Annotated in this window: 14 protein-coding genes and 1 pseudogene; 2 read left to right on the forward strand and 13 right to left on the reverse strand. The window is 72.4% G+C overall.

Annotated elements, in window-relative coordinates; all coding sequences use genetic code 11:
• Window positions 1-71: 71 nt before the first annotated feature.
• From ACIBJF_RS12035 to ACIBJF_RS12070, 8 genes are all read right to left on the reverse strand, one after another.
• Window positions 72-479: a hypothetical protein gene (locus tag ACIBJF_RS12035; protein ID WP_399173568.1), complete on the reverse strand. Its 408-nt coding sequence runs from the start codon at window positions 477-479 to the stop codon at window positions 72-74.
• A gap of 176 nt (window positions 480-655) precedes the next feature.
• Window positions 656-1,417, reverse strand: coding sequence for an SDR family NAD(P)-dependent oxidoreductase (locus tag ACIBJF_RS12040; protein ID WP_399173570.1), 762 nt, complete (start codon window positions 1,415-1,417; stop codon window positions 656-658).
• A 70-nt stretch (window positions 1,418-1,487) separates the two neighbouring features.
• Window positions 1,488-2,573, reverse strand: coding sequence for an IS630 family transposase (locus ACIBJF_RS12045; RefSeq protein WP_399173571.1), 1,086 nt, complete (start codon window positions 2,571-2,573; stop codon window positions 1,488-1,490).
• A gap of 101 nt (window positions 2,574-2,674) precedes the next feature.
• Complete coding sequence (locus ACIBJF_RS12050) at window positions 2,675-3,259, reverse strand: TetR/AcrR family transcriptional regulator (protein ID WP_399173572.1); 585 nt, start codon at window positions 3,257-3,259, stop codon at window positions 2,675-2,677.
• Window positions 3,260-3,320: 61 nt separating this feature from the next.
• On the reverse strand, window positions 3,321-3,674 hold the full coding sequence (gene nirD / locus ACIBJF_RS12055) for a nitrite reductase small subunit NirD (protein WP_365325587.1): 354 nt from the start codon (window positions 3,672-3,674) through the stop codon (window positions 3,321-3,323).
• Window positions 3,671-6,277: a nitrite reductase large subunit NirB gene (nirB, locus tag ACIBJF_RS12060; protein WP_399173573.1), complete on the reverse strand. Its 2,607-nt coding sequence runs from the start codon at window positions 6,275-6,277 to the stop codon at window positions 3,671-3,673. Before nirB ends, nirD begins: the two co-directional genes overlap by 4 nt.
• Window positions 6,277-7,494 (reverse strand): NAD(P)/FAD-dependent oxidoreductase, encoded by a 1,218-nt coding sequence (locus ACIBJF_RS12065; protein ID WP_399173574.1) that lies wholly within the window; start codon window positions 7,492-7,494, stop codon window positions 6,277-6,279. Before ACIBJF_RS12065 ends, nirB begins: the two co-directional genes overlap by 1 nt.
• A 24-nt stretch (window positions 7,495-7,518) precedes the next feature.
• Window positions 7,519-7,875, reverse strand: coding sequence for a hypothetical protein (locus tag ACIBJF_RS12070; RefSeq protein WP_399173575.1), 357 nt, complete (start codon window positions 7,873-7,875; stop codon window positions 7,519-7,521).
• A gap of 36 nt (window positions 7,876-7,911) precedes the next feature.
• Between ACIBJF_RS12070 and ACIBJF_RS12075 the strand changes: the two are divergent.
• Window positions 7,912-8,040 (forward strand): annotated as a pseudogene (locus tag ACIBJF_RS12075) (winged helix-turn-helix transcriptional regulator); the annotation flags it as partial.
• Between the two features lie 36 nt (window positions 8,041-8,076).
• Here ACIBJF_RS12075 and ACIBJF_RS12080 read toward each other — a convergent pair.
• The 3 genes from ACIBJF_RS12080 to ACIBJF_RS12090 all read right to left on the reverse strand — a co-directional run bounded on the left by ACIBJF_RS12080 (window position 8,077) and on the right by ACIBJF_RS12090 (window position 11,358).
• Window positions 8,077-8,715, reverse strand: coding sequence for a class F sortase (locus ACIBJF_RS12080; RefSeq protein WP_399173577.1), 639 nt, complete (start codon window positions 8,713-8,715; stop codon window positions 8,077-8,079).
• Window positions 8,716-8,878: 163 nt separating this feature from the next.
• The gene (locus tag ACIBJF_RS12085; protein ID WP_399173578.1) at window positions 8,879-9,385 is read right to left on the reverse strand and encodes a hypothetical protein; all 507 of its coding nucleotides are present in this window, start codon (window positions 9,383-9,385) and stop codon (window positions 8,879-8,881) included.
• A gap of 320 nt (window positions 9,386-9,705) precedes the next feature.
• The gene (locus tag ACIBJF_RS12090) at window positions 9,706-11,358 is read right to left on the reverse strand and encodes a M4 family metallopeptidase (protein WP_399173580.1); all 1,653 of its coding nucleotides are present in this window, start codon (window positions 11,356-11,358) and stop codon (window positions 9,706-9,708) included.
• Window positions 11,359-11,497: 139 nt separating this feature from the next.
• Between ACIBJF_RS12090 and ACIBJF_RS12095 the strand changes: the two genes are divergently transcribed.
• The gene (locus ACIBJF_RS12095) at window positions 11,498-11,941 is read left to right on the forward strand and encodes a gamma-glutamylcyclotransferase family protein (protein WP_399173581.1); all 444 of its coding nucleotides are present in this window, start codon (window positions 11,498-11,500) and stop codon (window positions 11,939-11,941) included.
• A gap of 1 nt (window position 11,942) precedes the next feature.
• On the opposite strand, the gene ACIBJF_RS12100 is transcribed toward ACIBJF_RS12095, so the two are convergent.
• Window positions 11,943-12,752, reverse strand: coding sequence for an arylamine N-acetyltransferase (locus ACIBJF_RS12100; protein WP_399173627.1), 810 nt, complete (start codon window positions 12,750-12,752; stop codon window positions 11,943-11,945).
• An 81-nt stretch (window positions 12,753-12,833) separates the two neighbouring features.
• Entirely contained in the window at window positions 12,834-14,936 is a 2,103-nt protein-coding gene (locus ACIBJF_RS12105; protein WP_399173582.1) for a molybdopterin oxidoreductase family protein, read from the reverse strand.
• Between the last annotated feature and the right edge of the window lie 20 nt (window positions 14,937-14,956).

Here is a 14,956-nt window from a genome sequence, read left to right on the forward strand (position 1 = left end):
CGCGCCTGCCCCGCCCCGGCGGCCGGGGCGGGGCAGGCGCGAGCCATGTCCGCCCCGGCCGCCCCGGCCCGTCAGGCCGCGTCGAGGGCCGCGGTGATCTTGCGGGTCATCTCGGCCATGGTGGGGCCGGGCTCGCCCTTGTGGGCCCGGGTGGCTGCTTCGAGGGCGACGAGGACGGTGCTGCGGAAGTTGTCCGCCTCCGCCGGATCCTGCTTCTTGAGCAGGCTCATGGCCGCGGTCAGGGCCGGCAGCACGTGGTCGGCGATTTCGGCCACAGACTTGCCGTCCAGGTTCTGCACCTTGGACTTCTCGGCGAGCACGTGCCCGACCAGGCCGGTCGCGCCGGCCAGGGCGATGCTGCCGTGGGTGGCGACCCGGTGGGGCGAGCCGGCGGCGTCGGCGGCGGTCAACAGCGACACGGCGCCGTACGCGGCGGTGCGCAGGGTGAGCTTGTCCTGGTCGGTGAGGGTGAGAGACATGGTCGTGTGCTCCTTGAATCCATCGCGGCCCCGGGTCGGGGCTCCGTCGCCTTGCTTCTGGCACAGAGCCTGCGCCCGCCCGGTTTCACGGCGGCCTCACCGCGCTTTCAGCGGACGACCAGGCGACGAGATCCACTGAAAGCGGGTTGACAGCCGGTGGCTTACGTGTCGGCCGCCTACAGGGAGCCGCCGCTGTCCACGACCAGGTCGGTGCCGACGACGCAGGCCGCGTCGTCCGAGGCCAGGTAGAGGACGGCGGCGGCGACCTCCTCGGTGGTGGCGATGCGGCCGAGCGGCAGGGCGGCCCGCGCGCGCTCGGCCCGGTCCGCCTCGGTCTCGCCCGGACGCAGGGACATGGGGGTCTCGGTGGCGCCGGGGCTGACCACGTTGATCCGGGCACCGTCGCGGATGTGGTCCAGGGCGGCGCCCCTGCTGAGCGCGGTCACCGCGGCCTTGGTCGCCGAGTAGGCGGCGGCCCCGGGGGAGGCGGTGTGCAGGCCGAAGGTGGAGGAGACGTTCACGATCGCGCCGCCCGCCGGCTGCGTGCGCATCTGGCGGATCTGCGCCTGGAGGGCCAGGAACACGCCGGTGACGTTGGTCGCCAGCTGGGTGTGCCAGTCCTCCTCCGGGAGGTCCGCGAGGGGCTGCCCGCCCCGGAAGACGCCCGCGTTGTTGACCGCCACGTCGAGCGCGCCGAAGGCCTCCACGGCGGTGCGGACCACCGCGTCGGCGCCGGCCGCGCGGGAGACGTCGGCGCTCACGGCGAGGGCCTTGCCGCCCTGTTCCTCGATCAGGCGGACGGTCTGCGCCAGCGGCTCGGGCCGCCGGTCGGCGACGACGACCCGGGCGCCCTCGGCGGCGAGCGCGAGGGCGACGGTCCGGCCGATGCCGGATCCGGCGCCGGTGACGAGGGCCGTCCGGTCGGTGAAGCGAGGCATGGGGATCCCCTTTTGTGGAACGGTCGGTTCAGTATGTGGGCAGGAAAAACGCCCTCCGGAGGGAGGGCGTCTAGTGTTCTGGTCTGGAGATCCTGTCGCAGTACCGGCAGATGCGGTCGATGATCTGGTCCGCGGTCTTGGTCCATCTGAAGGGACGGGCCTGCTCGTTCCAGGTCTTGATCCAGTCTTCGAGCGCGGTCTTCAGCTCGTCGAGTGAGCAGAACACGCCGCGCTCCAGACAGCGCCGCTGTAATTCGGCGAACCACCGCTCGACCTGGTTGATCCAGGACGAGTAGGTCGGGGTGAAGTGCAACTGGAACCGGGGATGGGCCAGAAGCCACTTGTGCACCACCGGCGCCTTGTGGGCGGAGAGGTTGTCGCAGATCACGTGGACTGCCAGGCCGGGATCGGTCTGGCGGTCGATCTCATCGAGGAAGTCGCGGAAGTCCACGGCACGGTGCTGCGCGGACAGCTTCCCGATCACCTTGCCGGTCGCGGTGTTCAAGGCGGCAAACAGATCCACCGTGCCGTGCCGGACGTAGTCGAAACTGCGACGCTCAGGGACACCAGGCACCATCGGCAACACTGGAGCGGTCCGCTCAAGCGCCTGGATCTGCGGTTTCTCATCCACCGCGAAGACCGCCGCGTTCGCCGGCGGGGCGAGATACAGCCCGACCACGTCCCGGATCTTGTCGATCAGCAACGGGTCCGGGGAGATCTTGAACTCCTGCGTGCGCCACGGCTGCAGCCCGAACGCCCGCCAGATCCGCAGCACGCTCGTCGGTGAAATTCCCACCCGCTTCGCCAGCTCCCGCTTCGACCAGTGCGTGGCACCCTCGGGGACCTCTTCCAGCGTGCGCACCACCACCTCTTCCACCTGCGCGTCGGTGATGGTGCGGGGCACGCCGGGACGGGGATCGTCGGACAGGCCGTCGAGCCGATCCCGCAGGAATCTCGTCCGCCACCGGCGCACGGTCCCGCGATCGGTCTCCAGTCGCGCGGCCACCGCGGTGTTGCTCAGTCCGTCCGCACAGGCGAGCACGATCCGCGCCCGCTTGGCCAGCCCCTGCGCGGTCGCCCGGCGTTTGGCCCACCCCTGCAACACCAGCCGCTCGTCCTCGGATAACACCAGCGGTTGCAGCCTGCTGTCCCCCATTCCTCCAGCAGACCGCAGCCGCCAGCTGCTGTCACCGCCCAGACCGCAATCTGAAACGAACGACGCCTCACGTGGCGATACGTGAACTCAAGACCAGATCACTAGTCGAGCAGCGCCAGCGCCTGCTCCGCCGCGTCCCGGACGCGGGCCGGGTCCGCCGACGCCTTGCCGACGACCCGCAGGCCCTGCATCAGCACCAGCAGCGTGCGGGCCAGGGCGAGTGGATCGCGGCCGGCCGGCAGCTCGCCCTGGCTCTGGGCGCGGACCAGCGCGGAGTGCAGCAGTGTCTCCAGGTGGTCCCAGTTGCGCTCGACGCGCCGGGCGGCGGCCGGGTCGTGCGGGGCCAGCTCGGCGGCCGTGTTGGTGATCAGGCAGCCGTTCAGCCGCAGCCGCTCGTCGGCCGCCTCTGCCGCGTACCGCCGTACGACCGCTCGCACGGCCGGCAGCGCGGCGCCCGGCTGGGACAGCTCCCGCACGATCCGGGCGAGCCCCGACCGCTCGTAGCGCTCCAGCGCCCGCAGATACAGCTCGTGCTTGTTCCTGAAGGTGGCGTACAGGCTCGCCCTGCCGATGCCGAGGTGCTCGACCAGGTCGGCCATCGACGTCGCCTCGTAGCCGCGCCGCCAGAACAGCTCCAGGGCTGCCTGCAACGCGGCGTCCGGATCGAACTCCTTGGTCCTGGCCATGGAACGCAGCCTAGGTTTTTCTGGAACGGCCAGTCAAGCGACTTTGTCGGTCGCGCAGAGGCTAGGCGGCCCGCACCTCGTACGCCGCCACCCGGACCTCCTCGTCGTCCAGGCACTCCCCGCTGACCAGGTCGAAGCGCTGCTTGAGCAGAGGGGAGGCGACGAACGGGCGGCCGACGTGGGTGCCGGTCAGGCCGCGGGAGAGGACGGCCGCGCCGGTGAAGGGGTCCCGGTTGTCGACGGCGTACAGGCGGTCGGCGCGGTCCCGGAAGAGGGCCACCTGGCGGCCGTCCGGCAGCAGGGCGGCCACCCCGCGGCCCGGGGTGAGCGCGCTCAGGTCGCAGGCCGTGAACCAGTCGTCGTCGGCGAGCCGGAGCTGGACCTTCAGGTCGGTGGTCTCGACAGCCAGGGTCATCGGGCGCTTCCTTCCAGGACGTCGTCTGCGGGCCGCAGGCCGATGGACAGCAGCGGCAGGTCGGGCTTGATCTGGTCGCGCTCGGGGACGAAGGCGACGACCGGGTCCGGGGTGTCCGGGGCGTTCACGAAGGACACGAACCGGGCGAGCTTCTCGGGGTCGTTGATGGTCTCCGCCCACTCGTCGCGGTAGTGCGCGACATGCGCCCGCATCAGCTGCTCCAGCTCGTCGCAGATGCCGAGCGAGTCGTGCACCACCACGTCCCGTACGTGGTCCCGGCCGCCGGGGATCCGCTCCAGCCAGGTCGAGGTGCGCTCCAGTCGGTCGGCGGTGCGGATGTAGAACATCAGGAACCGGTCGATGAGGCGCACGAGTTCGGCGTCGGACAGGTCCTGGGCCAGCAGGTCCGCGTGGCGCGGGGTCGCGCCGCCGTTGCCGCCGACGTACAGGTTCCAGCCGCCCGCGGTGGCGATCACCCCGAAGTCCTTCGACTGGGCCTCGGCGCACTCGCGCTGGCAGCCGGAGACCGCCGACTTCAGCTTGTGCGGGGAGCGCAGGCCCCGGTAGCGCAGCTCCAGGTCGATCGCCATCCGCACCGAGTCCTGCACGCCGTAGCGGCACCAGGTCCGGCCCACGCAGGACTTCACCGTGCGCAGCGACTTGCCGTACGCGTGGCCCGACTCGAAGCCCGCGTCCACCAACCGGGCCCAGATCAGCGGCAGCTGCTCGACCCGCGCGCCGAACATGTCGATCCGCTGACCGCCGGTGATCTTCGTGTAGAGGCCGAAGTCGCGGGCGATCTCGCCGATCACGATCAGCTTCTCGGGCGCGATCTCGCCGCCGGGGATGCGCGGCACCACCGAGTACGAGCCGTTCTTCTGCAGGTTGGCCAGGAAGTGGTCGTTGGTGTCCTGCAGGGCGGCCTGCTCGCCGTCCAGGACGTAGCCGCTCGCGCCGATCGTCGGGGCGAGGGAGGCGATGATCGAGCCGACGGCCGGCTTGCAGACCTCGCAGCCGTCGCCGCCCCGGGCGCCCTCACGGCCGTAGCGGTCGAGAAGATCCCGGTACGACGTGATGCGCAGGGCGAGGACGATCTCGTACAGCTCCTCGCGGGTCCGGGCGAAGCAGCCGCACAGGCCCTTGTCGACCTCGACGCCGGACGCCTCCAGCTCGGCGTTGACGAGCCGGCCGAGCACCTTGACGCAGGAGCCGCAGCCGGTGCCGGCCTTGGTGCACTTCTTCACCTCGGGCACGGTGGTGCACTTGTGCTCCGTCACCGCGCCCCGGATGGCGCCCTTGCTGACGTTGTGGCAGGAGCAGATGATCGCCTCGTCCGGCAGCGCGGACGGGCCGAGCCGGGCCCCCGAGTCGGCTCCGGCGGGCAGGACGAGCGACTCGGGGGAGATCGGGGGCACCGAGCCGGTCAGCGCGCGCAGGGTGCCGTACGACTCCGCGTCACCGACCAGGATGCCGCCGAGCAGCGTGCCGTCGGCGCCGATGACCAGCTTCTTGTACAGGCCGGCGCGGGAGTCGGAGTAGACGACGTCCAGGCAGTCCTCGGTGGTGCCGTGCGCGTCGCCGAAGGACGCCACGTCCACGCCGAGCAGCTTCAGCTTGGTGGACAGGTCGGCGCCGACAAAGGCGGCTTCGTCGGAAGCGATCGTCGCAGCGGCCGTCTGCGCCTGCTCGTAGCCGGGCGCCACCAGGCCGTACACCCGGCCGTCCGCCGCCAGCGCGCACTCGCCGATCGCGAAGACGTGCGGGTCGGTGACCGTACGGCACTGCTCGTCGACCGTGATGCCGCCGCGCTCGCCGACCGCGAGGCCGCAGTCCCGGGCCAGCTGGTCGCGGGGGCGCACGCCCGCGCTGAACACCACTATCTCTGCGCCGAGTTCGGAGCCGTCGGACAGCTTCATGCCGCTGACCGAGCCGTCCTCACCGGTGAGGATCTCCTGGGTGCCCACGCCCGTGTGCACGGTCAGGCCCATGCCCTCGATGGTCCGCAGCAGCGCCGCGCCACCACCCTCGTCGACCTGCACCGGCATCAGGCGCGGCGCGAACTCCACGATGTGGGTGGTCAGTCCGAGCCCCTTCAGCGCACCGGCCGCCTCCAGGCCGAGCAGCCCGCCGCCGACCACGGCGCCGGTCGTCGCCCGCGTCTTCGCGTACTCCTCGATGGCGAGCAGGTCCTCGATCGTGCGGTAGACGAAACAGCCCTCGGCGTCCTTGTTCGGGACCGGCGGCACGAACGGGTACGAGCCGGTGGCCAGGACGAGGGTGTCGTACGCGAAGACCCGGCCGGACCTGGCCGTGACCTTCCTCGCCGCGCGGTCGACCGTCTGAGCCGGGTCGCCGACGTACAGCTCGATGCCGTGGTCGTTGATGAACTCCATGTCGGTCATGGATAGGTCCTCGGGGGCCTTGCCCGAGAAGTACGAGGTGAGGGCGACGCGGTCGTACGCGGGACGCGGCTCCTCGCACAGCACGACCACGCGGTGCGTGGCGGTCAGGCCGCGCTCGGCGAGCGCTTCCAGGAAGCGCTGGCCGACCATGCCGTGGCCGACGAGCACGATCGTGGGGGTGGCCCCCAGGGCGGTGGTCATCAGGAGCCTCCATCGTTGGTGAGCAGGTGGAGCAGGGGCCAGCCGTCGGAGGGGAGCGGCTCTGCTCCCTCCCAGGCGCGGGCGAGCGCGCCGACGGTGCCGAGTTCGCCGACGAGGACCCCGCCGACCAGGCGGTCGTCGCGGACGACGACCTTGCGGTAGGTGCCGCGGGTGGCGTCGGCGAGCCGTACGACGTCGTCGCCGGGGCGCGCCTCGGTCTCGCCGAACGCGGCCAGGTCGAAGGGGAAGCCCGGGCCGGTGAGGGTCAGCCGGGTCAGGGAACGGGTGCCGCGATAGCGCGCGTCCGGGTCCCCGGCGATCAATTCGGCGAGGGCGTCTGCCTGTTCCAGCGCGGGTACCGCGAGGCCGTAGACCGTGCCCTCGTGCTGGACGCAGTCGCCGACGGCGTGGATGCGCGGGTCGGAGGTGCGCAGTTCGTCGTCGACGAGGATGCCCTGGTGCACGGCGAGACCGGCCCGTTCGGCGAGCGAGGTGCGCGGGCGCACGCCGCAGGCGAGGACGACGAGGTCGGCGTCCAGGGCGTATCCGTCGGCCATCTCCACCGAGCGGACCGCGCCGGCGACGCAGCGCACGTCCCGCACCCGGCACTCGGTGTGCACCTCGACGCCCAGGCCGGTCAGGTGCCGCAGCACCAGCCGGGAGGCGTCCGGGTCGAGCTGGCGTTCCATGAGCCGCTCGGCCTGCTGGGCGAGGACCACCTGGGCGCCGCGCACGGCGAGCGCGCGGGCGGCGGAGACACCGAGCAGCCCGCCCCCGATGACGACCGCGCGCACACCCGGCCGGACCGCCTTGGCCAGCCCCAGGCAGTCGTCCAGCGTGCGGAACGCGTGGACGCCCTCGGGGAGTTGGTGATCGGGCGTGAACAGGCCGCGCAGCGGTGGCAGCACCGGGTTGGACCCGGTGGCGAGAACCAGCGTGTCGTATGCGATCGAGGAGCCGTCGGCGCACTCGACGGTCCGGGCGGCCCGGTCGATACCGGTGACCCGGGCGCGCAGCAGGCCCTCGGGCGCCGGCAGGCCGATCACCTCGGGGGCGTACCGGCCGGCCAGCACCTCGGCGAGCAGCACCCGGTTGTACGGCGGGTGCTCCTCCTCGCCGACGAGCAGCGCGGGCGCGCCCAGCTCGCCGAGCCGCCGGGCGAGCCGTACGCCCGCGAGGCCGGCGCCGATCACCACCACACGCGTATTCGAGGTCATGCCCTTGAGCGTGCGGTCCCGACGTTACCCGGCCGCATCACACCTGTTTCCCGTGAGGAACGCTGCCCTCAGCGGGGGCGGGCGGGGGGTGTGAGGGTCCCGCGGGCCCGCCGGGGAGCGCTGTGAGGAGACGCGCACCGGTCCTCGGCGACGCAGCAGGTCCACCAGGCCGGAGGTGTCCTCCTGCCCGTGCCCCTCGGCGAGGCGCCGGGCCATCAGGTCCAGGAACGGGGTGATCAGCTCCGCGCTCACCTGCTGCTCCTGCGCCGTACGCAGCAGGGTCCCGGCGCCCGCGACCTGCATGGCCAGGTGGGAGACCACCCCGCTCGTATGGTCACCGCTCGCCGGCCGCTCGGCCGTCCGGTGGGCCATGCCGGCCATCGCGTGGCCAGGGTTTCCGGTGGGGACCGCCCGGCCCGCGAGGAGTACGCGGAGGTGCCGCCTCGGGTCGAGTACTCGCTGACCTGCCGGGGCGTCCTGCTGAACGAGGCACTGGCGCCGCTCGGGGCGTGGGGGAGGGAGCACGTCCTCGGCGGGGAACCGGCGCACTGGCGGCCCGAGGGGCGCGGGGAGCCGCGCCTGCTATCGGCTTCCGGTCAGGTGCGCGAACACCACCACGTTGCCCAGGTAGCCGGTGGCCTTGGTGTAGCCGCCGCCGCAGGTGATGACGCGGAGTTCGGGGCGGGGCGCCGCGCCGTAGACCTTCTCGTCGGGGAAGTTGTTCGCCGCGTACACCTCCACCGCGTCCACGGTGAACACGGCCACGGAGCCGTCCCGGCGGTCCACCTCGATGTGGGCGCCTCGCTTCAGCGCGCCCAGGTCGTAGAAGACGGCCGGGCCCTCGGTGTTGTCGACATGGCCGGCGACGATCGCGGTGCCCGTCTCGCCGGGTATGGTGCCGGCCTCGTACCAGCCGGCCAGGTTCTTGTTCTTGGCCGGGGGGACGTTCAGACTGCCGGAGCGGCTGAGGGCGAGGCCCATCAGCGGGGCGTTCACGCGTATCGAGGGTATGCGGATGCGGGTGGGTATGGACGGGGCGAGGGCGGGGGCCGCGAGCCGTTCGCCGCTCGCCTCCGGGTGTCCCTCGGCCGCGGTGGGCTGCGGCGGCGCGTGCGTCCCGGCACCGCTGCCGAGCAGCCACACCCCGGAGCCGAGCGCCACGACGGTGACGGCGGCTATCGCGGTGTCGCCGAGCCTGTCGCGCCTGTTTCTGGTGCGCATACGAACCCTCTCCCGGGGGCGGACCCCCGAAGGCCGGGGGCGGACCCCCCAAGACCGGGGGCGGGCCCCATGACCACCCCCTCCCCCTCCGGGCCGCGAGGGGCGTCGGACCCGGAGGGGGCGGGATGTGCGGTACCGGCTGACGGACAGCGGAGGGTGTCCGTCAGTACCCGTCGCCTCTCGCCCGGCGATGCAGGAGCCAGGTACCGCCCGCGGCGGCGACGGCCAGCGCCGCCACACCCGCCGCGGTCTGCACGGGGTCGGCGCCGAGTGCGCCGCCGACCCCCGTCTTCATGCTTCCTCGCGGCTGCACCTGCTCGGGTGCCGCGCCCAACGCCACCAGCAGGTCGCCGCTCACCTGCCGGTCGCCCTCGGCACACTTGGCGACGATCTCGTACGTCCCCGGCTGCGCGCTCTCCGGCACCCGGAACTGCCCGATCGCCTCGCCCTTGTGCGAGCTGGGCGCCAGCGTGAAGGTGCCGGCGCCGACCGCGCCGGCGTCCCCGACCGCCGAGCCCTTCTCGCCGCACGCGGCGGTGTTCACCGTGACCTGGCCGCCGGGCGCCACGCTGGAGGGGTACACGTCCAGGCTGCCGGTGCCGGCCCAGGCGGGCGCCCCGGCGGCCACGACGAGCGCGGTACCGGTCAGCAGACGAGCGGTGCGTCGCATGGGTGCTCCCCAGGGCTGGTCGGACTGGTGTGTCCCTCTGCCCTTCCGAGGTAAATGGCTTTCGCCCGGACCCGCTCCCTGAGGGGCCGTCAGGACTGCGGTGAACGGGTGTCGCGGGCCGGCCCCCACACGGCGTAACCGCTGCCGGGTTCCGGCAGGTCACAGGCGCACGGGAAGGGGCGATGAGATAAGTGTGCGAAGAGAACACGAATGGAGCGACGCCGCCCGTTGAACGGGTGACGGCAGGTGTGGCACAGCGGACCGCGGCCGCCCCGGAACCATCACCGGGGCGGCCGCGGCCTGTCGTGCTCGATGCGGGCTCAGTTCACGTTGACGGCGCTCCAGGCCGCCGCCACCGCGTTGTACTCCGTGCTGCCCGCGCCGTAGAGGTCCTTGGCGGCGTTCAGGGTCGCCGTGCGGGCCCCCGCGTAGTTCGTCGAGGAGGTCATGTAGACCGTCAGCGCCCGGTACCAGATCTTGCCGACCTTGTCGCGGCCGATGCCGGTGACCGTGGAGCCGTTGTAGGTGGGGGAGTCGTAGCTGACGCCGTTGATGGTCTTCGGGCCGCTGCCCTCCGCCAGCAGGTAGGCGAAGTGGTTGGCGACGCCGGAGGAGTAGTGGACGTCGAGGTTGCCGACCGAACTGCTCCAGTAGTCCGCCGAGTTGCCGTCCTTCGAGGGCTTGTCCATGTAGCGCAGCGCTGTGTGGCCGAAGCCGGGCTTCACGATCTTCTCGCCGATGAGGTAGTCACCGGTGTCGGAGGAGTTGTTGGCGTACCACTCCACCATCGTGCCGAGGATGTCCGAGGTGGCCTCGTTGAGCCCGCCGGACTCGCCGGAGTAGGTCAGCGCCGCGGTCTTCGACGTCACCCCGTGGGTCATCTCGTGCCCGGCCACGTCGAGGGCGACCAGCGGGCCGAAGGTGGTCCCGTCACCGTCGCCGTACGTCATGCAGAAGCAGCTGTCGTCCCAGAAGGCGTTGTTGTAGTTGCTGCCGTAGTGGACGCGGTTGTACGAGCCCTTGCCGTCGCCCGCGATGCCGTTGCGGCCGTGGACGTTCTTGTAGTAGTCCCAGGTCTCGTTGGTGCCGTACTGGGCGTCGACGGCGGCCGAGGCGCGGTCGGAGGTGGTGCCGCTGCCCCAGTGGTTGTCGGCGTCCGTGAACAGGGTCGCGGGGGCCCGGCTGAAGCAGATGCCGAAGAAGCACAGGTCCGTCTTGCCCTCGGCGTCACCGGTGTAGGTGTTGCCGCGCGTCGGGTCCTTGAGCTGGTACGACGATCCCGACTGGGTCGTCTCCAGCGGCACCGTCCCGCTGTACAGCGACTTGCCGTCGCCGGCGGCGGTCTCGATGCTGTCCCAGGCGTCGATCTGCCGGCCGGTGCGGGCGTCGGTCAGCACGGTCCGGGCGACCGGGTTGCCGAGCGAGTCCAGGCCGGCCGCGTTGGTGCGCCAGGCGAGCCTCGGGATGCCGTGCAGGGCGTCGACGATCAGTTCGGGCTTGGCCTTGACCTGCTTGAGCGCATCGCCGAGGTTGGCGGCGCGCAGGGCGTTGACGGCGAGGTCGGCGGCCTTGGGCGCCGAGATCTTCGGCAGGATCGAGGCGAGGGATATCGTGCCGCGGGTGGCGCGGTTCGCGCTGCGGTAGGCGCCGTCCGGGGTCAGGTGGACCACGAAGTCGCCGCCCAGCACGGGCAGTCCGTGGTAGGTGCGGTCGTAGCGGACGTGCTGGGTGCCGTCCTTGTCCACGACGACGTCGCGGACGCTGGTGTCCTCGGCGGAGGTCAGGCCGAGGCTCGCGGCATGGGCCAGGAGCGCCGACGCGGCGTTCTGGATCGCGGTGGCCCGGGTGGGTCTGGCGTCGGCGTGGGCGGCGGGGGAGAGCGCCAGGGACAGCAGGGTCGCGGTGGTGACGGCGACGCCGGCGGTGGTGGCGAGACGACGTGATCCTCGGACGTGCTGGCGTATCCGGCTCATCGGTCTCCTCGGGGAAGCGCCCGACTAGGCGTGGGGGCGGCGCTGATGTCCCCAGAGATTTAAGGGGCCATGACATGTCATGTCCATAGTCCCTTCATGGAGATGTGTGAGGAGCCGAAGGGGGTCCAGAATCGTTTCCGTGATCACCGAGGAACCCGAGGGGCCCGGAGCCCCGCTGCCCTTCTTCGTCTACGGCACCCTGCGCCCCGGCGAGCCCAACCACGACCTGTTCCTCCGGGGCCGCACCGCGTCGGAGGAACCGGCCCGCCTGCCGGACGCCACGCTGTACGACGGCCCCGGCTACCCCTACGCCGTCGAGCGGCCGGGCGGCGAGATCCGGGGCGAACTGGTCACGGCCCGGCCGGAGTCGTACGCCGAACTGCTCGCTGCCCTGGACCGCCTGGAGGAGTACACCCCGGGCGACCCCCGCAACCTCTACGAACGCGCGGCCCGCAACGTCATCCGCACCACCGACGGCACCACCACCCTCGCCTGGGTCTACCTGGCCGCCCCGCCTGTCGCCGCCCGGCTGCGCGCCGGGGGAACGCCGATCGAGGGCGGAGACTGGGTGTCCCGGCGCTGAGTCAGCCGCCGAGCAGCGTCAGCCCCGAGGGCACGTCGATCCCGAACTCCTCCGCCGCCACCCGTCGCGCCTCCGTCTCGTCCGTCAGCTTGCGTTCGGTCGCCGTGCCGTCGGGGCGGGTCTCGGTCAAGCGGGCGCCGTCCAGGGAGAGATGGCGCTCGGCGGTGGTCCGCTGGAGGTAGGGGCGGCGGGTGAAGGGGGAGCGTGGGCTGGTGCTGACATACCAGTTGAACACCTCCAGGTCCGAGGCGGCGAACGGCTCCAGAGTGAAGGCGTACTGTCCGGCCCACTCCCGCGCCCGGCGGTCGTACGCCTGCAACTCCCACAGCTCCAGCGGGCCTTCGTGCGGCAGCGGCACCAGCCGGTGCCGGCGTCCCGCGCCCTCGGACTCCTCGCCGGTCACCAGCGGTACCGGCAGCAGCAGCGCGCCGACCGCGCCGAAGCCGACGTCCGCGAGGTACGGCTCCGGCTCGCCCGGCACCGCGACCCGCAGCATCGTGTGGGTGCGCGGACGGCTCTCGGGCGTGTCCGCGCCCACCACCACCCGTCCGGCCAGCTGCGTCACCCCGAACCCCAGCGCCTGGAGCGCCAGCCGGAGCAGGGTGTTGTGCTCGTAGCAGTAGCCGCCGCGCCGGCCGTGGATCATCTTGGCCAGCAGATCGGCCGGGGCGAGGGACGGGGCCCGGCCCGAGACGGCGTCCAGGTTCTCGAAGGGCAGCGACAGCGCGTGCGCCAGGTGTATCCCGCGCAGGGTCTCCAGGACGGGCCGCCGGCCGCCCTGCCAGCCGATGCGGTCCAGGTAGGCGTCCAGGGTGGACTACTCGAAGTCGGACATACAGCGAACCTAACGCGCTCCGGTCACTGCCCGCCGCGACCCACGGGCCGATCCGCGCTACTGCCGTGGCCCTACGACCTCCACCCGCACCGCGCACGACTTGAACTCCGGCATCCGGGACGTCGGGTCGAGCGCCGGGTTGGTCAGGGTGTTGGCGCGGCCCTCGCCGGGCCAGTGGAAGGGCATGAAGACGGTGTCGGGGCGGATGGCGGAGGTGATCCGGGCCGGGGCGGTCGCCCGGCCCCGGCGCGAGGTCACGGTCACCGGATCCCCCTCGGTCGCGCCGATACGGGCCGCGAGTCGGGGGTGGAGTTCCACGAAGGGGCCGGGAGCGGCGGCGTTCAGCTCGGCGACGCGCCGCGTCTGCGCCCCCGACTGGTACTGCGACACCACCCGGCCGGTGGTCAGCAGCAGCGGGAAGTCGGCGTCCGGTTCCTCCGCCGTGGCCCGGTGCGCCACGGCGACGAACCGGGCCCGGCCGTCCTCCGTGGCGAAGCGGTCCAGGAAGAGGCGGGGGGTGCCCGGGTGGGCTTCGGCCGGGGTGTCCTCGGCCGGCTGCGGGCACGGCCAGAACACCCCGTTCTCCTCCGCCAGCCGCCCGTAGGTGATCCCCGAGTAGTCCGCCGGACCGCCCGCGCTCGCCCGGCGCAGCTCCTCGAAGACCTCCTCGGGGTCGGTCGGGAAGCCCTTCTCCACGCCGAGGCGGGCCGCCAGCTGGTGCAGGACGTACAGGTCGCTGCGGACCCCGGGCGGCGGGGTGACCGCCTGGCGGCGCAGCAGGACCCTGCCCTCCAGGCTGGTCGTCGTGCCCGTCTCCTCCGCCCACTGCGTCACCGGCAGGACCACGTCCGCCAGCTCGGCCGTCTCCGACAGCACGACGTCACAAACGGCCAGGAAATCGAGGGACTTGAGGCGTTCTTCGACATGGGCCGCGCGCGGCGCCGACACCACCGGGTTGGAGCCCATCAGCAGCAGCGCCCTGATGTCCGTACCCAGGGCGTCGAGCAGCTCGTACGCGCTGCGTCCGGGGCCGGGAAGCGCGTCCGGGTCGACGCCCCACACTCCGGCCACATGCGCCCGCGCCTGCGGGTCGTCCAGCTTGCGGTAGCCGGGCAGCTGGTCGGCCTTCTGGCCGTGTTCGCGGCCGCCCTGCCCGTTGCCCTGCCCGGTCAGACAGCCGTAACCGCTCAACGGCCGTCCCGCCCGCCCGGTCGCCAGGCACAGGTTGATCCACGCGCCCACCGTGTCCGTGCCCTTGGACTGCTGCTCGGGCCCGCGGGCGGTGAGCACCATCGCCGACTCCGGCTCGCAGAAAAGCCGTACCGCTTCCCGGAGTTGGGGAACGGACACCCCCGTGATCCGCTCCACCTGCTCCGGCCAGTGCGCCATCGCCGCCGCACGCGCCTGCTCCCAGCCGGTGGTCCGCTCCCGGATGTACTCCTCGTCCGTCCGGCCCTCTGCCACCACCAGGTGCAGCAGGCCGAGGGCCAGGGCGAGATCGGTGCCCGGGCGGGGGGCCAGGTGCAGGTCCGCCTGCTCGGCCGTCCTCGTGCGGCGCGGGTCGACGACGATCAACGTGCCGCCGTTCTCCCGCAGTTCCGTGAAGAAGCGCAGGGACGGCGGCATGGTCTCGGCGAGATTGGAGCCGACCAGGATCACGCACCCGGTCTTCGGGATGTCCTCCAGGGGGAAGGGCAGGCCACGGTCGAGCCCGAACGCCTTCGTGCCCGCCGCCGCGGCCGACGACATGCAGAACCGGCCGTTGTAGTCGATCTGCGAGGTGCCGAGCGCGACCCGGGCGAACTTCCCCAGCGTGTACGCCTTCTCGTTCGTCAGCCCGCCCCCGCCGAACACGCCCAGCGCGTCGGCGCCGTACTCCCGCCGTACGCTCCCGAGCCGCTCGGCGATCCGGTCCAGGGCCTCGGCCCAGCCCGCCTCGACCAGCCGGCCCCCGGACCGCACCAGCGGCGAGGTCAGCCGCACCGCCGGCGACAGCACCTCGGCCGCCGTACGGCCCTTGCCGCACAGCGCGCCCCGGTTCACCGGGAAGTCCGTCCGTTCGGTCACCTCGACGCCCCCCTGCGGCAGGAGCGTGACGTTCATCCCGCACTGCAGGGCGCAGTACGGGCAGTGGGTGGGCGTCGAGGCGATCGGTTCCATGCCGCCAGCGTGCGTCGGGC

Origin of the sequence: Streptomyces sp. NPDC050743 (assembly GCF_044456925.1) — a bacterium.
Taxonomy (GTDB): domain Bacteria; phylum Actinomycetota; class Actinomycetes; order Streptomycetales; family Streptomycetaceae; genus Streptomyces.